Annotated in this window: 16 protein-coding genes and 1 pseudogene; 11 read left to right on the top strand and 6 right to left on the bottom strand. The window is 60.9% G+C overall.

The features are described from left to right. Positions 1-795 precede the first annotated feature (795 nt). Both DOM32_RS15250 and DOM32_RS15245 read left to right on the top strand, forming a co-directional pair. Positions 796-2,160, top strand: coding sequence for a maltoporin (locus tag DOM32_RS15250; protein ID WP_110635955.1), 1,365 nt, complete (start codon positions 796-798; stop codon positions 2,158-2,160). Positions 2,161-2,301: 141 nt separating this feature from the next. Beyond that, positions 2,302-3,168: a MalM family protein gene (locus DOM32_RS15245; RefSeq protein ID WP_157957087.1), complete on the top strand. Its 867-nt coding sequence runs from the start codon at positions 2,302-2,304 to the stop codon at positions 3,166-3,168. Between the two features lie 60 nt (positions 3,169-3,228). Here the strand turns inward: DOM32_RS15245 and DOM32_RS15240 are convergent, their stop codons facing one another. From DOM32_RS15240 to denD, 3 genes are all read right to left on the bottom strand, one after another. Then, the gene (locus DOM32_RS15240) at positions 3,229-4,401 is read right to left on the bottom strand and encodes an L-rhamnonate dehydratase (RefSeq protein WP_110635948.1); all 1,173 of its coding nucleotides are present in this window, start codon (positions 4,399-4,401) and stop codon (positions 3,229-3,231) included. Positions 4,402-4,465: 64 nt separating this feature from the next. Next, positions 4,466-5,851: a GntP family permease gene (locus DOM32_RS15235; RefSeq protein WP_110635945.1), complete on the bottom strand. Its 1,386-nt coding sequence runs from the start codon at positions 5,849-5,851 to the stop codon at positions 4,466-4,468. A gap of 108 nt (positions 5,852-5,959) precedes the next feature. Beyond that, on the bottom strand, positions 5,960-6,946 hold the full coding sequence (gene denD, locus DOM32_RS15230; RefSeq protein WP_110635942.1) for a D-erythronate dehydrogenase: 987 nt from the start codon (positions 6,944-6,946) through the stop codon (positions 5,960-5,962). 237 nt (positions 6,947-7,183) lie between these two features. On the opposite strand from denD, the gene DOM32_RS15225 reads away from it, so the two are divergent. The 5 genes from DOM32_RS15225 to otnI are packed head-to-tail and all read left to right on the top strand — an operon-like array spanning position 7,184 to position 11,744. Then, positions 7,184-7,966 carry a FadR/GntR family transcriptional regulator gene (locus DOM32_RS15225; protein WP_244179946.1) on the top strand — a complete coding sequence of 261 codons (783 nt, stop codon included), beginning with the start codon at positions 7,184-7,186 and terminating at the stop codon, positions 7,964-7,966. Beyond that, positions 7,963-8,889 (top strand): L-threonate dehydrogenase, encoded by a 927-nt coding sequence (gene ltnD, locus DOM32_RS15220; RefSeq protein WP_110635936.1) that lies wholly within the window; start codon positions 7,963-7,965, stop codon positions 8,887-8,889. Before DOM32_RS15225 ends, ltnD begins: the two co-directional genes overlap by 4 nt. Positions 8,890-8,892: 3 nt before the next feature. Continuing rightward, a complete protein-coding gene (gene otnK / locus DOM32_RS15215) occupies positions 8,893-10,218 on the top strand; it encodes a 3-oxo-tetronate kinase (protein WP_208625395.1) in 1,326 nt (441 codons plus the stop codon). Continuing rightward, on the top strand, positions 10,215-10,880 hold the full coding sequence (otnC, locus tag DOM32_RS15210; protein ID WP_110635932.1) for a 3-oxo-tetronate 4-phosphate decarboxylase: 666 nt from the start codon (positions 10,215-10,217) through the stop codon (positions 10,878-10,880). Before otnK ends, otnC begins: the two co-directional genes overlap by 4 nt. A 51-nt stretch (positions 10,881-10,931) precedes the next feature. Beyond that, on the top strand, positions 10,932-11,744 hold the full coding sequence (gene otnI, locus DOM32_RS15205; RefSeq protein ID WP_110635929.1) for a 2-oxo-tetronate isomerase: 813 nt from the start codon (positions 10,932-10,934) through the stop codon (positions 11,742-11,744). Positions 11,745-11,751: 7 nt separating this feature from the next. Here the strand turns inward: otnI and DOM32_RS15200 are convergent, their stop codons facing one another. After that, positions 11,752-12,444: a CvfB family protein gene (locus tag DOM32_RS15200; RefSeq protein ID WP_244179945.1), complete on the bottom strand. Its 693-nt coding sequence runs from the start codon at positions 12,442-12,444 to the stop codon at positions 11,752-11,754. Between the two features lie 308 nt (positions 12,445-12,752). On the opposite strand from DOM32_RS15200, the gene DOM32_RS15195 reads away from it, so the two are divergent. The 4 genes from DOM32_RS15195 to DOM32_RS15180 all read left to right on the top strand — a co-directional run bounded on the left by DOM32_RS15195 (position 12,753) and on the right by DOM32_RS15180 (position 17,515). Continuing rightward, positions 12,753-13,124 (top strand): hypothetical protein, encoded by a 372-nt coding sequence (locus tag DOM32_RS15195; RefSeq protein ID WP_071232385.1) that lies wholly within the window; start codon positions 12,753-12,755, stop codon positions 13,122-13,124. 174 nt (positions 13,125-13,298) lie between these two features. After that, positions 13,299-13,736 (top strand): hypothetical protein, encoded by a 438-nt coding sequence (locus tag DOM32_RS15190; RefSeq protein ID WP_157957086.1) that lies wholly within the window; start codon positions 13,299-13,301, stop codon positions 13,734-13,736. Between the two features lie 428 nt (positions 13,737-14,164). Beyond that, positions 14,165-16,624 carry a mechanosensitive ion channel family protein gene (locus DOM32_RS15185; RefSeq protein ID WP_208625394.1) on the top strand — a complete coding sequence of 820 codons (2,460 nt, stop codon included), beginning with the start codon at positions 14,165-14,167 and terminating at the stop codon, positions 16,622-16,624. 402 nt (positions 16,625-17,026) lie between these two features. Beyond that, positions 17,027-17,515: a GNAT family N-acetyltransferase gene (locus tag DOM32_RS15180; protein WP_208625393.1), complete on the top strand. Its 489-nt coding sequence runs from the start codon at positions 17,027-17,029 to the stop codon at positions 17,513-17,515. Positions 17,516-17,638: 123 nt separating this feature from the next. Here the strand turns inward: DOM32_RS15180 and DOM32_RS15175 are convergent, their stop codons facing one another. Continuing rightward, positions 17,639-18,427, bottom strand: coding sequence for a hypothetical protein (locus DOM32_RS15175; protein ID WP_208625392.1), 789 nt, complete (start codon positions 18,425-18,427; stop codon positions 17,639-17,641). Between the two features lie 167 nt (positions 18,428-18,594). Beyond that, positions 18,595-18,876: pseudogene (locus tag DOM32_RS15170) on the bottom strand (hypothetical protein); the annotation flags it as partial.

Here is an 18,876-nt window from a genome sequence, read left to right as displayed (position 1 = left end):
CACCGGGGATAACATTTCCATCCTCAGTATCTTCGTTCAAACGATACGACCCGACACGCTCTTCACCCCTGAGACGACGCTGACAGATTCCACAGGGCAGGGGTTTCAAGCCATGAAGCATGAATTTTCTCATCTCCAACCGGACCAACGAACTGATCGACGTCGAACTGTCATTGAGAAATTTCAGCCTTTCCAGAAATATTGGGAACGTCCTTATCACAACCCACCGTTAGTAACATTTAATACTTTGGTATGCAGAACGCAGCTCCCACTCGAATCACTTAAATTTAAGTTATTGTTAAGCATAGGAAAAAGTGAATCTTCTCTGGAGTTAGTTTAGACCTTTGTCTTTATAGACCATGGTTACAATGAAAGTTTACGTATTAATGGAAATAATGGCGCTCAACCCGAATTGCCGGCGACAAGGGATGACGAACGAAAAGGTCGCCATTTCGGGTAACGAATGAATGGGAAGTACCTAACTGCCGCCACGCTCATGCCAGTAAAACAAGGCGCATGACGACGAGAGAAACACTGACCCAGAAAGTCACATCAAGGGAACGAAAGAACAGATATACCGACAATTTCAAAAAACGAACCGACTCATGTCTTCGCTGCTATCGATCACGATGTGAGTACGCCGAGCACGACGCTTTGACAGAGCCTCGCATGTGTCCCCGGACACGCCGGTTGCGAGTTTTTCAAAGCGCCTTGCGCAGCCGGATGGTTCATACGGCTGCCAATGACAACAGTCCAAAACCGCAATCAACGACAAGACCACGAGGGACACCGATAATGATTGCCTCACACTCCGTGCTACGCCGACCGCTCCTCGCTGCCGTCATCGGTGCATCCTGCACGATGCCGGTCCTGGCGAACGCCGATATCAATCCCGAATTCTTCGGCTATGCCCGCTCCGGTATCGGCTCGACCTCTGGCGGCGGCAGCCAGACCTGCTTCAAGTCGGCGGGCGCACCGGCCAAGTACCGCCTGGGCAACGAATGCGAGACCTATGCTGAGATCGGGCTCGGCGCGCAGCTCTACCAGCAGCAGGACACGACCTTCGACTTCGCCAGCCGCGTCGCCTACGTCACCGCGCAGGACAACGACGACGAATCCCTCCAGGATGACGACAACAACATCTCGCTGCGGGAAATGTACGTCTCCGGCACCAACGTCGTCGGCGGCCTGCCCGGCGCCACGCTCTGGGCCGGTAAGCGCTTCTACAAGCGCCACGATATCCACATGAACGACTTCTACTACTGGGATGTCTCGGGCCCCGGCGTAGGGATCTCGGATATCGATGTCGGCACCGGTAAGCTGAGCTTCGCCTGGACCCGCAGCGAGGGCAATGACGACGGCGACGGCCTGTTTCCGGATTCCGGTCAGCAGATCTCCGACGACACGCTCGATGCTCGCTGGACGGATATTCCCGTCAATCCCGGCGGCTCGTTGCAGCTCGGTATCGACTACGGCCGCTCATCGCTACCCGACTGGCAGCAGGAGTACTACGACGACCAGGGCGTCGATTACGACGAAGGCGACAAGGGCTGGATGGGCACCATCGAGCACACCCAGAGCGACTGGTTCGGCGGCACCAATACCTTCGCGGTGCAGTACGCCACTGATGGCATCATCACCCGCGACAACAATGCGGTGGGGCGTGGTACCGGCACGCTGCGCCAGGAAGGCAGCATGTGGCGCGTCCTCGATCACGGCCAGATCTGGCTGGCACCGGACAAGCTCGACATGCTCTACGCCCTCGTCTACGAAGACAAGGACATGGACGACAACACCGGCCGCAAGTGGTTCTCTGCCGGCGTGCGCCCGGTCTACTACTGGAACGACATCATGAGCACGGCCGTCGAGCTGGGCTATGACCGTATAGAGCCGCAGGGTGGCGTGACCGGCTACGACGACAGCGATCACCACCTGACCAAGCTGACCATCGCGCAGCAGTGGTCTGCGGGGCGGGGCGCCATGATTCGTCCGACCATCCGCCTGTTCGCCACCTACGCCAAGTGGAGCGGCGATGCCTATACCGAAGCACGCGACCCCAGCTCACTCGACATCGGCGCTGGCGGTTCCAACAATGTCGACTTCGACGATACCGACGGCCTGACGTTCGGCGCGCAGATGGAAGTCTGGTGGGGTAGCTGATCCCACGGCCGCGAGAGTCATGCTCGCACTGTTTCGATCCATTGGGCTCCGGGGGCTTGTCGCTCCGGAGCCGTTTTCGTCTCAAGCAGGAGTGTCTGAATGTTGAGTTCGTATCGTCTTGCCGTGCCATTGAGCACCCTCATGATCGCCCTGGCGGGGTGCAGCACACCGCTCATGGCCCCCCACGCTCCGACCATTCCCGCGTCGGAGGGTCAGCACGCGCTGGAAAGCTCGGCGGATTGCTGCACTTCGCTGGCCAGCCTGCCGTATCAACCGATCACGGCACAGCAAACCCTCACGCTGAACTTCACGCCGCAGACCCCGGTGCATGATTTCGGCGATGGCAAAAGCTTTTTCCACGCCTTCGAGCTGCCCCGGAACAACGGCCCCGTGACCTTGAGCGTGACCAGCCCGGTCCGTGACGGCCAAGTCTTCGCGCCGACGATTATGATCCTCGATTCGGCCTTCCAGCCGATCAGGAAGGTCTCGAGCGATGCGCTCACGGTGCGACGCCCCACCGGCTTCTCCACTGCCCGGCTCGGCGGTCAGTTCAGCGTGACGCCCGGCCCGAACGCCCAATACCTCGTCATCTACTCGAGCGACGCGGATCGTCAGGCCTCGACCACCTACGAATCCGAAGAGAAAGCGTATGCACGGGTCCGAGGGCTCGCCGAACCCGCCGGCCCCGATCCTCGCGCCGTGCATACCGCCACCGGCGAAGTCACGCTCGAAATTGCTTCGCTGACCGGTAGCACCGGCATGGCTCCAATGATTGGCGATACGCCAGCCCCGATCCCCGAGGCTACCGGCCCTCGCCCGCAAGCCACCGCCCCGGCACCAGCCCCGGTGTCCAACACAGCGGACTTCGATTACCGCCGAATGATCGATGCCGCGCTCAAGGCCGGTGATGTCGAACTCGCGTTGGACCTTGCCGAACGTGCCGAACGCAGCGGGCACCCCGGCACCCGCGCCTGGCTGGCCGATCGGCTGCAAGCCAAGATGCCCTGACAGCGTCAAGCCGCATCGTCGCCGTGGCGTGCCGGACACGCCACGGCATGACAGGCCGCACTACTCGATGATGCGAAAGCCGTCGAGATGACGCTCATTGAGCGAGAGCCCCAGCCCCGGCACGTCGTCGGCGAGATCGAGATGGCCGTTGACCGGTTCCGGATCGCCTTCGAACAGGTAGTAGAAGAGCTCGTTGCCGATCTCGACGTCATGCACCGGGAAGAACTCCGACATCGGCGATACGAGCGACGACATCGTCAGATGGTAGTTGTGCATCTGCCCGGCATGCGGGATCACCGGCACCTCGAACGCTTCGGCCATGGCGTTGATCTTGCGCGCCACGGTAATGCCGCCGACGCGGTTGGTGTCGTACTGGATCACCGAGACCGCACGTTTCTCCAGCAACTGGCGGAAGCCATGGACGGTGAACTCGTGCTCCCCACCGGAGATCGGCATCGGCGCGATGCGATTGAGCTCGGCGTAGCCGTCGATATCGTCGGCGATCACCGGCTCCTCCAGCCAGCGCAGCTCGAACGGCGCCAGCCTGGGCAGCATCCGCCGGGCGTAGTCGAGATTCCAGCCCATGTAGCAGTCGGCCATCAGGTCGATATCCTCGCCGATCACCTCCCGCACCGCGGCGACGCTCTTGAGGTTCTCGCGCATGCCTTGCGGCCCGTCCTTGGGGCCGTAGCCGAAACGCATCTTCATCGCCTGGAAGCCCTGGTCGAGGTAGCGCTGCGCCTCGGCCTGCATGGTATCGAGATCGTCGTGGTAGAGCTTGGAGGCGTAGCAGGGGATCTTCTCCTTGGTGCGCCCGCCGAGCAGCTTGAACACCGGCTTGTCGAGCGCCTTGCCCATCAGGTCCCAGATCGCGATATCGACGCCGGAGATCGCCGCCATGCCAATACCACGCCTGCCCCAGGCCAGCGTGGCGCGGTACATGCGCTGCCACAGGTATTCGTAGTCGAACGGATCCTGCCCCAGGATCAGCGGCGCCAGATGCTGATCGACGATGGTCTTGGCGACCCTAGGGGCCAGCGCCACGTTGCCCAGGCCGACCAGACCGCTGTCGGTCTCGATCTCGATCACCGTCCAGCCGTGGAAGCGGAAGCTCTGCATCGCATCGCCGCGATCCCACAGCGCATCCATGGCGTTGGTACAGAAGTGGGCCTTGGGTGGCACCGTCTCGCCCTTCCACTCGAACACGCGGGCGCGGACTCGGGTGATTTTCATGTCGGGACTCCCGTTCGTTGATGGATGTCGTTTGGCGTTCTGAAGTCGATTCGTCTTGTCTCTATCAACCCATGAACGCATTGGCGATCAGCAGCGCCACCAGCCCGGTGGCCCAGCCCAGCGTGGTCGGCACCGACAGCACCAGCAGCTGATGCTTGGCGGTCTTGACCCCCAGCAGCCGGTTGACCACCCAGAAATAGCTGTCGTTGAAATAGCTGAAGAAGAGCCCGCCGAGACACGCCGCCTGCGCCGCCAGCACCATGTTGACATCCGGCATCGAGGCCAGGATCGGCGCGGAGATCGAAGCGCCGGTGATCATCGACACCGTGCCGCTGCCCTGCACGAAGCGCACCAACGTGGCGATGAGGAACGGGATCAGCACCGCCGGCAGCGCCAGCCCGGCAATGCTTTCGCCGATGTAGTCGCCTGCACCGCTGGCCCGCAGCACCGCACCCAGCGCGCCCCCGGCACCGGTGACCAGCAGGATGATACCGGCGCTCTCGACGCCTTTTTCCAGATGCGCCAGCACCTGGTCCTTGGGCATCTTCGGCACCAGGCCGTAGACCGCCACCAGCACACCGATGCCGACCGCGATCACCGGATGGCCGACGAACTGGACGACCTGCACGAAGAGCCCCGGCGAGTCACTGTCGCCCACCACCGCGGTGACCAGCGTATTGAAGAAGATCAGCAGGATCGGCAAGGCGATCGGCATGACCGACATGCGCAATGACGGCAGTTCGCTCTCGGCCAGCTGCCCGCGCATCGGATCCTCGTCATCGTCGCGCTTCAGCGATCCCGGCACGTCGCGTTCGATCATCGCCTCGATGCGCGGCCCCATGAAGCGCGCGTAGAGCACCATCACGATCAGCGCTGGCGCGGTAAAGACCAGGCCCCAGGCGATCATCAGACCGATATCGACACCGAAGATACCCGCCACACCCAGCGGGCCCGGCGTCGGCGGCACCGCGCTGTGGGTCACCGCCAGCCCCGAGGCGAGCGCGATGCCCAGCGTCAGGATCGAGCGTCCGCTATTGCGTGCCAGCGCCCGCACCAGCGGATTGAGGATGACGTAGGCCGAATCGCAGAAGATCGGGATCGAGACGATGTAGCCGGTCAGCGCCATGGCCCAGTCCTCACGCTCCTTGCCCAGCAGCTTGAGGATCGAGTAGGCCATGCGCTGGCCGGCGCCGGAGACTTCGAGTATCCGCCCCATCATCACGCCGAAGCCGATGACCAGACCGATGGTGGAGAGCGTCGTGCCAAAACCGGTGGTAATGGCACCGATCACCGCGTTGGGTGGCATGCCGCCGATCAGGCCGGCGATCGACGCGGCGATGACCAGGGCGAGCAGCGCATGAACGCGGGTTTTCAGCACCAGCGCGATCATCACGAAGATAGCGATACCCAGGCCGATGATAACCTGAGGTCCAGCGGCAGCTTCTGTCATGGCGTGGACTCCTTGGGGCTTTATGAATGTTGTTGCCAGTCGTCTTCAAGAGTCGGACCGTCCGGCGCGTCTCCCGCACCTTTCGGGTCGTGAAGTCAGTGGTAGCCGTCAGCTCGTGAGTTCGTCCTCCCGGTAGGCGTGAATGATGGCGTCGAAATCGGCATCGGCCTGGAACCCCAATGCCAGCGGCCGTGCGGCATCCAGCCCGCCCGGCCAGCTGGCGACGATGGCGTCGATGGCGGCATCGGGTTCGAATCGCACCAGCTGGCGGGCCGACGGGCCGGCTACGCGCTCCAGCGCATCGAGCATCTCGTTCACCGTCACCGTGATGCCGGGCAGGTTGAGCGTGCGCCAGTCTCCGAGCGGCTCGCCGGACAGCGTCAGCGCATGCACCAGGTTGGCGACGACCGCCCGTGGCGAGGAGAGCCACAGCGGCAGCTCCCCTGCCACCGGGCAGACCGCCTCGATGCCGGAGAGCGGTTCGCGAATGATCGAGCTGGCGAACGACGAGGCCGCCTGATTGGGTTTGCCCGGCCGCACCACGATGGTCGGCAGGCGGCAGACGCGGCCATCGACGAAGCCGCGCCGGCTGTAGTCGTTGACCAACAGCTCTCCCATCGCCTTCTGCGCGCCGTAGGAAGAGCGCGGCCGAGGGCCGATCGCTTCCGGTACCGGTTGGGAGCGCCCTTGAGAGAGCCCCGGCCCGAACACCGCCAGCGAGCTGGCGAACAGGAATCGCAGCCGCTTCGAACGTGCCCGACACGCCTCCAGCAGCGTTCGCGTGGCATCCAGATTGACCCGCATGCCCAGATCGAAATCGGCCTCGGCCTGCGAGCTGACCACCGCCGCCAGATGGCAGACGGCACCGGTATCGTCGGCCAGCGCTTGCTGGACCAGCCCAGACTCTATGAAATCGGCATCAGCGATATCGCCAGTGAGCGATTCGACACGGTCGTCGACCACCTGACACGGTGCCAGATCGATCGACGTCACCCGCGTGACGGCCTGGCCTTCGATCACGGTTTCATCCGACAGCAACCGCTGGATCAGTCTCGCGCCGAGAAAGCCGGCGCCTCCGGTCACGATCACATGCATGGCATTTCTCTCCTCTGGCCTCGCCTTCGTCCATCGCATGGCGCTGGATCGAACAGCACTGGTTCGAATGGCACTGGATTGACGAAAGGCGAATTGCGCTGACGTTTGCGATTTAACATCTTGTCTGACAAATTCAGCCGACGAGCAATATCGCCATTGGTCGGAGAACGCCGTCGCACGCCGTCATGGCAGCATCGAAGACGTCGCGACTACGACGAATGCATGAGGAATACCGCATTGAAAGAAGACACGAGGCAGCCGTCGCGCGGCCCGCAGCTTTCCGAACAGGTCGCCCAGCGCTTGAGCGACGCGATACAGGCCGGCGAATGGGGTCGCGGAGCGCGTCTGCCAACCGAGGCGGAACTGGGCGAGCGCTTCGGCATCAGCCGCTCCGTGGTGCGCGAGGCGATCTCGATGCTGCGCAACGGCGGCCTGGTGACTTCGCGGCGGGGCAGCGGCAGTTTCGTCGCCGAAGCACCGACGGTATCGCTACGGCTGGCGATTCCCGATCCCGGCCTGCAGTCGGTGGTCGAGGTGCTGGAGCTGCGCCGGCCGCTGGAGGTGGAAGCCGCACGGCTCGCCGCCGAACGGCGCACACCGTCCCAGCTACGGCGGATTCGCAACGCCATGGTGGATATCGATGAAGCGGTCGAGGCGGGGCTGTCCGGCGTCGATCAGGATCTCGCCTTTCACCGCGCCATCGCCGAAGCGGCCGACAATACCCACTTCACCGCCGTGCTCGACTTCTACAACCGCTTTCTGCACCAGGCGATCCGCGTGACGCGGACCAACGAATCGCTGCGCGAGACCTTCATGCAGCAGGTGGTCGCGGAGCATCAGGCCATGCTCGACGCCATTGCCGCAGGCGATGCCGATGCCGCCGCCCGGGCCGCCGCCATTCATCTGGAACACGCCGAAACACGCCTGCGCCAGGCGCCCACCGATCTGCTCGAGCGCGTGGAAGCGCAGCGTGGATCGCCGTCGGCATCGACGGAACAGACGAAAGAGGACTCACGATGAGTACGACACAACGACCCCGCGTCGGGGTCATCGGGCTGGGCTCGATGGGGATGGGCATGGCCACGTCGCTGGTGCGCGCCGGCTTCGAGACCTGGGGCTGCGATCTGCGCGAGGAAGCGCGAGCGAGCTTTGCCGAGGCCGGCGGCCATGCCGTGGCAACGGCGGCGGAGATGGCTGCCGAGGTCGAGATCGTGTTGACCGTAGTGGTCAACGCCGAACAGACCCGGGCTGTGCTGTTCGGCGATAACGGCCTGCTGCCGGGATTGAAGCCGGGCAGTATGGTGATCTCCTGCGCGACCTGCGCGCCAGACGCCGTGCAGTCACTGGGAGCCGATCTCGCCGCTCACGACGTTCATCTGCTCGATGCGCCGATCTCGGGCGGCTCGGTCAAGGCGGCCGCGGGCCAGCTGACGATCATGGCCTCCGGCCCCGCGGCGCTGTTCGAGCGCGCCGGCGACGTGCTCGACGCCCTCGCCGCCAAGGTCTTCCGGCTGGGAGACGAACTGGGGCAGGGTTCGCAGGTCAAGCTCGTCAATCAGCTGCTGGCTGGAGTGCATATCGCCGCCGCTGCCGAGGCGATGGCCTACGGCATTCGCGGCGGATGCGATCCGCAGACCCTGTATGAAGTGATCACCCAGAGCGCCGGCAACTCGTGGATGTTCGAGAACCGCGTGCCCCACATCCTGGCCGGTGATTACACGCCGCATTCGGCGGTGGACATCTTCGTCAAGGATCTCGGCATCGTCCACGACACCGCCCACCGCGACAAATTCCCGCTGCCGCTCACCGCGCAGGCGCTCAGCCAGTTCACCCTGGCGTCCGCCCAGGGGCTGGGCCGCGAGGACGATTCGGCGGTAATCAAGGTCTACCCCGGACTCACGCTCCCCGGCACGGCCGCCAATGACGCTAATGGAAGGGGCTGAACCATGTCGACTCCCGCTTCGAACTCCATCGACCGGACCCGCGCCAGACCGATCCTCGGCTGCATCGCCGACGACTTCACCGGTGCCACCGATCTCGCCAGCCAGCTGGTCAGCGCCGGCATGCGCACGCTGCAGACCATCGGGATTCCCGACACACCGCTGGAGGCGGGCGTGGACGCCGTGGTGGTGGCGCTGAAATCGCGCACCATCCCTGCCAGCGAGGCCATCAAGCAGTCGATCCAGGCGCTCGACTGGCTGCGGGAACAGGGCTGCGAGCAGTTCTATTTCAAATATTGCTCCACCTTCGATTCGACACCGGCCGGCAATATCGGCCCGGTCACCGAGGCGCTGATGGACGCCCTGGGTACCGACTTTACCGTCGCCTGCCCGGCGCTGCCGGCCAACCGCCGCAGCGTGTTCAACGGTTATCTGTTCGCCAACGGCGTCCTGCTCAACGAGAGCGGCATGCAGGATCACCCGCTGACGCCAATGACCGATGCCAACCTGGTTCGCGTGCTCGGCGCGCAGACGACGCGGGAGATCGGGCTGATCGACTACGCCACGCTGCGTCAGGGCGACGCCGCGGTGACCACGCGCATCGAGGCGTTGAAAGCCGACGGTATCGGTATCGCGATCTGCGACGCCATCGATAACGAGGATCTGTTCGTGCTGGCTCGCGCCTGCCGCGATCTTCCATTGGTGACGGCGGGTTCCGGCCTGGCGCTGGGGTTGCCGGCCAATGTCGCCGATCGACTCGATCACCGGCAGGACGCCGCCCGCCTCGAGCCGATCGCCGGTCGCGAGGCGGTATTGAGCGGCAGCTGCTCGCGGGCCACGCTGGCCCAGATCGACCATGCCAAACAGCACATGCCGAGTTTTCACCTCGATGCTCAGGCGCTGCACGATGACTACGCAAGTGTCGTCGACGCGGCGCTCGCCAGCGCCGAAGCCCATTTCCAGGCGCACGCCGACAACGACGGCGGCCCGGTGCTGATCTACGCCAGCGCCACCCCGGAGGAGGTGCGTCAGGCCCAACAGCGGCTCGGCGTGCAGGAAGCCGGCGAACTGGTCGAGCGGGCGTTGGCCGAAATCGCCAGCGAGCTGGTCGGCCGCCTCGGCGTGCGGCGCCTGCTGGTCGCCGGTGGCGAGACCTCCGGCGCCGTGGTTAGCGCGCTCGGCGTTCAGGGGCTGCGGATCGGCGAGAGCATCGACCCCGGCGTGCCGTGGACGACCACGCTGGGGACCGAAGAGTCGCTGGCATTGGCGCTCAAGTCCGGCAACTTCGGCGCCACCGATTTCATGACCAAAGCCTGGAACCTGATGCCATGACCGCGATTCACACTTCGACCTCCTCGACCGAAAGCCGCCTGCGCGAAGAGATCGCCGAGATCGGCCGCTCCTTCCGCAACCTGGGCATGGCGCCGGGCACCTCCGGCAATATCAGCGCCAAGCTCGACGATGGCTGGCTGATGACGCCGACCAACGCCAGCCTCGGCGCACTGGACCCGGCGGAAATTTCCAAGCTCGACTGGGACGGCAACCTGCTCGCCGGCAAGCCGCCGACCAAGGAGTCGTTCCTGCACCGGGCCTTCTACGAGCAGCGCCCGGATACCGGCGGCATCATCCATCTTCACGCCACCCATTCGGCGGCGGTGTCCTGTCTCAACGGGCTCGACGAACACTCCTGCCTGCCGCCGATCACGCCCTACTTCGTGATGCGGGTCGGCCGCCTGCCGCTGGTGCCCTACTACCGCCCCGGCGATGCGGCGCTGGGCGAGGCGGTGCGCAACTATGCTGCGGACCATGCCGCCGTGCTGCTCGCCAATCACGGCCCGGTGGTGACGGGCAAGACGCTGGAAGCCGCACGCAACGCCATCGAAGAGCTGGAGGAGACCGCCAAGCTCTATCTGCTGCTGCGCCACCATGACGTGCGCACGCTGAACGAGAAGGAGATCGACGAGCTGCGTGACGCCTTCGGCGCCCAGTGGTAAGCGCGCATTCGTCTGTCCATACCTTCAACCGGATCACCGAGGAATCAGGCCATGCCGCGTTTCGCCGCCAATCTCAGCATGATGTTCAACGAAGTCCCGTTCATGGAGCGCTTTGCCAGAGCCGCCGCGAATGGTTTCACCGGAGTCGAGTTCCTGTTCCCGTATGACTTCGAACCCGAAGCGATCGCCGCCGAGCTGAAGCGCCACGGGCTCGAACAGGTGCTGTTCAACCTGCCGCCTGGCGACTGGGCTGCCGGCGAGCGCGGCCTGGCCGCCCTTCCCGGTCGTGAAGCGGAGTTCCGCGACAGCGTCGATACCGCGATTCGCTACGCCAAGGCGTTGAACTGCCCGCGCCTGCACGCCATGGCCGGACTGGTAGAAGAACCGACATCCGAGACTGTCCCGGACAATGTTTCCCGTGAAACATTTTCCGATAACCATCAGATTTATCTTGAGAATCTTCGCTTCGCCGCGCGAAAGCTCGCCGAACACGATCTGACGTTGCTGATCGAGCCGATCAATACTCGCGACATGCCGGGCTACTTCCTCAATCATCAGGCCGAAGGGCATGCGGTCCTCGCCGAGCTGAACGAGCCCAACGTCAAGGTGCAGATGGATTTCTACCATACCCAGATCATGGATGGAGATATCTGGAAGACCTACGAGCGCTACCGCGATGGCGTAGGCCATATCCAGATCGCCGGTGTGCCCGAACGGCACGAACCGGATACCGGTGAGGTCAACTACCCGTGGCTATTCGCCCAGCTCGACCAGGCCGGCTACGACGGCTGGCTGGGCTGCGAATACAAGCCCCGCGGCGAAACGGAAGCCGGGCTCGGCTGGTATCGCACCTATCGGATGTGACCGGCGATCATTCTTCGAACAACCGGATGCCATCCTCTTCGATGACGATCCGGCGCTGCTTGTAGAGGCGGCCGATGGCCTGCTTGAAGGCATTCTTGCTGACGCCCAGTCGCGCCTTGATGGCGTCGGCCGGGCTCTTGTCGCCCAGCGCCAGGAACCCGTCGTTGTCGGCCAGCGCCGCCAGCACCTTGTCGCCGACCACATCCAGACGCGCCTGTCCCGGCGGCAGTAGCGATAGATCCAGGCGGGCGTCGTCGCGCACACGACGGACATAACCTTCCACGCGGTCGCCGCGACGCAGCGGCCGCGACATGTCGTCGTGATACAGCAACCCCCAGAAGCGGCTATTGACCACCGCCTTGGCGCCGAGATCGGTCAGATCGGCGATCACCAGCGATACCCGGTCGCCCGCCTTCAAGCCTTCCGACTCGTCCTGCAGGAAGCGATCGAGCTTCATGCTGGCCACTGGGCGCATGCGGTCGTCGACATAGATCATCACCAGCACGCGCTTGCCCTCGTCCGGGCGGAAGCGCTGTTCGCCGAACGGCAGCAGCAGATCCTTGGGGCGGCCCCAGTTCAGGAAGGCGCCAATATCGTTGACCTTCGTCACCCGTAGATAAGCGACATCACCCACGTTGACCTGTGGCTCGGCAGCGCGTGACGATTCGGCGGGAGCGTTATCCCGAGGCGTGCGGGTCATAAGGGGTTCTCTGCTGGCAAGCGATGGATGAGATGCTGCCATTATGGCGGGCGCGCCGGTATCGAGCAAAACCGTTCGAAGGCCCTGGCCGGAATGGGAAACTCGGAGCCGGCTTGGCTGAATTCACACAACCGGAGGGAAAAGGTTTACACTCCAGAGCCAATCCATGGATTCGACCTTAGTATTAATCCTGTCGATAGTCGAATTCACTACGCGTGATTAGCAGACTAAAGAGTCGGCTCCCATAATGTCGCCACAGGTTGAGGCCGAGAGGCCATCAATCAAAAAGACATTTTGGAGGTAACGCCATGAAAACTCGCATTCTCGCAGCCATCGCAATCGCCATTGCTCTGCCCGCCGCCGCCCAGGCCAACAGTGCCGTCGAACAACGTCACTTTGATCAGCAGAGCGAAGCGCTCAATATCGAACAGACCGCGCAGTACCACGCACTGCCGACTCGCTACAGCGCCGACACCGTCGATGGCGGCCACAGCACCGCTGCCGATCAGGCCCTGAAGAACGTGGCCGAATCCACTCAACTGACTACCAGCGTGCAGCCGTCCAACAACAGCCTGATCGGCGAAGGTCAGAGCGCTGCTGCCGGCCAGGCGCTGCAGAACGCTACCCAGACCGTCAGCAATGACAAGGGCAACGTCGAAGTGAACTTCGCCACCCTGTAAGTCTTGCCTTCGGCAAAGTGCTAGCCGCTAGCGTATCCAAGGGAGCCACAGGCTCCCTTTTTAGTTTTATCTACTGCCTCCCTGATTTATATCCAGACTTATCCGCCAAGATCATTCTTATCGATAGCTGATTTCACGCCACTTGATTAGTCATCTAACGGAAATCACCCGATAATGACATCACAGGTTGAGGCCAAGGGCCCCACGCCACAACAGATGATCATTGGAGGCAACACCATGAAAACCCGCATTCTCGCAGCCATCGCAATCGCCATTGCTCTGCCCGCCGCCGCTCAGGCCAACAGTGCTGTCGAACAACGTCACTTTGATCAGCAGAGCGAAGCGCTCAATATCGAACAGACCGCGCAGTACCACGCACTGCCGACTCGCTACAGTGTCGATACCGTCATCGGCGGGCATAGCGCCGCAGCGGACCAGGCATTGGAGAACGTCGCCGACGCCACGCAACTCGCCACCAACATCTCGACCAGCCATAACCCGCTGGTGGGTGAAGGCCAGAGCGACGCCGCCGCCCAAGCGCTGCAGCACGCTACCCAGAATGGCAGCAACGACCGCGGCAACGTGGAAATGAGCTTCGCCAGCAACAGCTAAATTGCTGAGCGAGGAGTAGAACAAGGGCCTTCGGGCCCTTTTTTCGTAGCTGTCATTCTCTTTCTTTCGCAACGTTTCAGCCCAGGGAGCGCTCATCGAGCTGCTGCTGAACACATAGGCGAACGGGATGAAGCGCAAGACGACCGGAACGGAGAAGGCAAGACATAACACGGGGGTTAGTCGAATCTCGACGGGGCTGGCGCGCCCGTACCGCGCAACGTAGCGATTCGCCTGTGCAGACATTTGTGCAGTGTTTTCCTAAGCGGATCTTTCCGTACTCTTATCTCTTCGTTAATAAGGCAAGCACTTCGCTTCTTTAGCCCAGCGGAGCAGTTGGACAAGCTGAAGCTTTACACTACCTTGATTTATCAGCTGTAACACCAATGGCTCCCTGCACAGGCCGGCTTCCTCGGTTGCCGATTAATGAAATGCGTAAACGGATTCTTCAAGCACTTCTCGCATGCCTGCTTGCCTTCGCGCTGGCCCCGATTTCCGTGGCACAGGAACCGGCATCGCCGGACTCCTTGGATAGCGCACTCGTTCCGTTGGAAGCGAACGGGCTGATTACCCAGGCGCTGAGTCAGGTCGGCAGATGGGCCGGCGGCCTCGGCGATCAGTTCGGTCAAATCAAACAGGCGGCCCTCGAGTTACCTGACTGGTTCGGGACGCTCTTCAGCAGCGACGAGGGCCGAACGTTGCTGATGCAGGCGCTCATCGGTCTTGCTGCAGTATTCATCATCGGTCTTGTTCTCGAGTGGTGGCTGCGTCGTGTACTGAGCCGGCCCCGCCGCGCGTTGATCGAGCACGCCGAGGAAGCCGAAACGAATGCCAGGAAGGAACAGAACCGCAACGGCGAAACGCAACGCCAGGCATTCGAAAGGAAGCAGGACGAAGAGCGGAACGCGACGCAACTATCAGAACAACGTGCCTTCATGGAGACCGTAACGGCTGGAGGCACTCGCCCAGCGGAGGGGAGTGTGGCGCTGGTGCAGACCCATCGAAACGGCATCGATCGGATAGAAGCCGTCCCGGTCGATCCAGCAAACGCGGCGAGTGGCGGACCGGCGGCGGCACAGCAAGCCGTTGCCAGCGCTAACGAGGCAACCGGAAATGACGGTATCGCGGCGGAGAGCGCCCGGCATGATCGTAACGGCGCAGCGCCGAGACCAAGCGAAAACTGGAGCACATTGCGACATCTGCCTTTTGCCGTCGGTGTACTGATCCTCGACCTGTTGCCGTTGGTGCTGTTTTTCTGCGCGTCGGGCCTTGTCATGCATTGGCTAGAAGGCGGTAACGAACGCATCCATGCCGTGACGAGTGAATTCGTCAACGCCTATGTCATCACCCGCGTCACCATGGCTGTAGTGCGTCTGCTGGTTTCTCCCGCAAGCTGTGGCCTAAGCCTGCTGAAGGTGAACCACGATCTTTCGATGGTTCTGCACGTCTGGATACGACGCTTCGTCGTGCTTTCCACGTTCGGCATTGCCCTTGCAGGGGCCGTACGAGCCCTGGGTGCCAGCCCAGCGGGAAGCCTGGCGATCATCAAGATCGCTTCGTTGTTCGTGCACATCTTCCTCGTGATACTGATTTTCAAGCTCCGGCATCCGGTCGGCGAAGCCATTGCAGCACCGGCGGAGGCACACGGGCCGCTTGCTTCAATGCGCAACTGGCTGGCGCAGGTCTGGGCTTTTTTTGCCGCTGTCTTGGTGATGGGTGCCTGGGTCGTCTGGGCGCTTGGCGTCGAGAATGGCTTCCCCAGGCTGATTCATTTCATCAGCGTTTCGGGCGTCATCATTATCGCCGCTCGCGTGGTGGCGATCCTCGCGCTAGGCGCTCTAGAGCGGCTATTTCCCACTGCTGCTTCTGCCGAGACGCAGGACAACGGTACGTATGAGAGCCCCGAAACCGGTATTTTCGGTCGTCTGATCGAACGCTACCATCCATTGATCCGTCGCCTGATTTCGCTGGTCATCACGGCCTGTACGGTTGTTCTACTCTGTCAGGCCTGGGGGCTGAACGCGATAGGCTGGTTTGCGCCCGGGACCATCGGGCGCAGTTTAGTCTCGGCGGCTTTGACTATTCTGGTTGCCGTCATCGTCGCGACCGTTGTCTGGCAGACGGTAAACGCCGCAGCCGAGCGGCGGCTCGCGCTCTGGGAGAAGCAGGGTGAACGCATGCGAGTGGCGCGCTTGCGTACGCTGTTGCCGATGCTGCGAACCTGCCTGCTCATTCTTATCGTGTTGATTGTCGGCCTGACAGCGTTGAACGAGCTCGGGATTAATACGACACCGCTGCTGGCCGGTGCCAGCATTATCGGCGTTGCGATAGGCTTTGGTTCGCAGAAGCTGGTGCAAGACTTCATCACCGGTATCTTCTTGCTGATGGAAAACGCGATGCAGGTCGGTGACTGGGTGACGGTAGCTGGCATATCAGGGGTGGTCGAGTATCTGTCGATTCGCACCGTGCGACTGAGAGCCGGCGACGGTTCGCTGCATATCGTTCCCTTCAGCTCGGTATCGACGGTCAACAACACCAACCGCGGAATCGGTAATGCGGAGGTCAGCATCAGCGTCAGTTACGACACGGATATTGAACGAGCGATTACCGAGCTGAAGGATATCGGTGCCGGCCTGCGCAGTGATCCGGCATTCAAGGATCTGATTCTCAATGACCTCGAAGTGTGGGGCGTCAACGCGGTGGATGGCTCGATGGTGACACTGGTCGGCCGGATACAGTGTGTCGATAAAGGGCGCTGGGGAGTTCAACGTGAAACCAATCGACGCATTCTGGAGCGCTTTCGCAAGCTGGGAATCGAAATCGCCGACCCCCGTATACGTCTGCTGGTGCCGCGCGACGCTACAGGGCCTGACGCATCATCAGCACAGTAGCAGGCCGCGCCCGCAGCTTGAGATCGTAGAGTGCCACAGTGAGCCCTTGAGGATTTGAGGATTTGAGCTTCGCCGTCCGAACGCATGGTTCGAAGCTGCTAATGACCTGGTTCCGCACGCAATAGTCATGTGCCGAATTGGAAGCCAAGGGAGAGCGGTTCGGAGGAAGGGAAAGCGTCGGGATCAATTGATTTGTTGGCGCCAGCAGGATTCTATAATGACATCTAAATACCTGTTTTTATGAGATATTTATTAAGTCAGAAAATCTAGATATACCATCCAATATACCTCTCAGCTTCAAAAGCTGACCCTGTGGTTGTCCATCTCAGGACTACGTAGCCACGGCTCCAAGCCGCCAACCAAGTTCGCCCGACGGCACTGTGTGCCCCAGAATGATCGCCCATGGCGATTTTCAATCGCTGCCAAGGGCATCGATCCATGTCAATTCAAGTGAGAGAAGCGAGAGAGACAGACACCGGGGAGATCTTCGCCATTCGCACCAGCATGGCGGAGAACCACCTATCGATCGAGCAGCTTGCCGAAATGGGCATCACGCAGGAGGCCATTGCCGCCATGATCGCCCAGGGCCCTTGTCTCTGGGTTGCGGAGATTGATCGAGTACCCGTGGGCTTTTCGATGGTTCGTGACGAGACCGGGTGCGTGTTTGGACTGTTCGTCCGCGCCGACCATGAAGGGCTAGGTGTGGGCCGGTTACTCCTCGAGAGAGCCGAGCACCATCTATTCGCCAAATTCGACGAGATTTGGCTGGAAACCGAAATCGGCAGTCGAGCCTTCACGTTTTACGAGCGTGCCGGCTGGATTCCCGTTGAGAAACGGGACCGCGGCTTAATGAAATTCGTCAAAGTCCGGTCGGTCGCGGGTGGCCTGTGAGTGACAGTATTCGGCCAAAAGCGGACGTTCAGCCAAAAGTAGATATAACGCTGCCATAAACCGCGCGAGCTTGCGAGCGTCGGGCGACCGAAGGGAGCGGATTTGTGGCTTTGTTATGCAATTTTACCAGCCTCTAATTGAACGTAACCTTGACTGTAATGATGTCGACAAATCGGCAAGGCCTTCGGTATTAGGCAGGTATCTTATGTAGCGTATATGCCGAAGATCAAAAGGAATATCGTGCTCTGACTGAGTTATAAGGATCACCTCTTTACCGATAGCGTGGGCAACCCCAGCCTCGTAAAACACATTAGGATTTTTCCCTGAACAGTCACATACTACAACTTTGGCTCGAGCTATTATGTTTACGATATCTTGGATTATCGTATGGTGCTCCCATATGTTGTCAGCTCTTACGCTCTCCAAACCGACAGCACTGATTGATTGTTGAAGAGCAGCATGTACCGGATTAAATTCAGCTCCAAATGGCATCATGATCGAGACAAGATTTTCATCTTGCGAGTAAGCCGCTTCAAGCGAGAACACCTTCGGACTGATAGACCTTTTTTGTTGGTTTTGCAACAAAAGCTTAAATAGATCAACGTCGCACACAGACCAACAGGTGTGGGATAAACCAAATCGTCCTAATCTCAATTCTACTGAATGCCCTTCTAGCTCAGCATTGGAAATTGGCTGAATGCTATTGTCAATGGCATATTGAATAGATACCTCATGCCCCAAGGTGATATTTGTAATATACGCTACCCTTGCGAATTGCGGCCCGTTGCCCCCAGTTTCGGTCACTAAAAGTACAGGGTATTCCTTTAGTTTGGCAACATCGAGTGTACCGTTTGAATAAAAACTACTACCAACAGGGTCGCCTTCTCTAATATATATGCGGCTCATTGACATGGTTCCGCCTGAGTCAGGCCACCCTTGATAAGATACTAGCAAGTGAAACATATTTTTATCTAACTCCTCTGTGGCTCAATGCTTGCCCTGCATAACGCCGCGCTCACCGGTAAACTATGAGCGCAGCGATTAATTTATCCGCGTGCAGTGCCTTGTTATAACGCGTTTTAACTGCACATCCTCTCAGATATTTCCTTCAATTTATCTATATCTAGGCGATCACTCGCCCAGCCCTGAGCAAATGGTATAGTATTTGATTTTGGCAATTGCCCTTCTTTTAGATCCCTTACTCTCACCCTAGAAGGTAGAGCCGCACCTTCACCAACAAAAATTGCTTCTTGCTGAGATAAAATAGGTAGCGCTCCAACCATGCCAGAAAGTCCATCTGGCAGGAACCGAGCAACATGCTGCTGGTCTGCAGAATTTGTAAGCCTTACGCTTTGTCTGAA

It is taken from the genome of Salinicola salarius (genome assembly GCF_003206135.1).
In the GTDB taxonomy this organism is placed as follows: Bacteria; Pseudomonadota; Gammaproteobacteria; order Pseudomonadales; family Halomonadaceae; genus Salinicola; species Salinicola salarius.
This window is presented reverse-complemented; position numbering and strand designations above follow the sequence as displayed.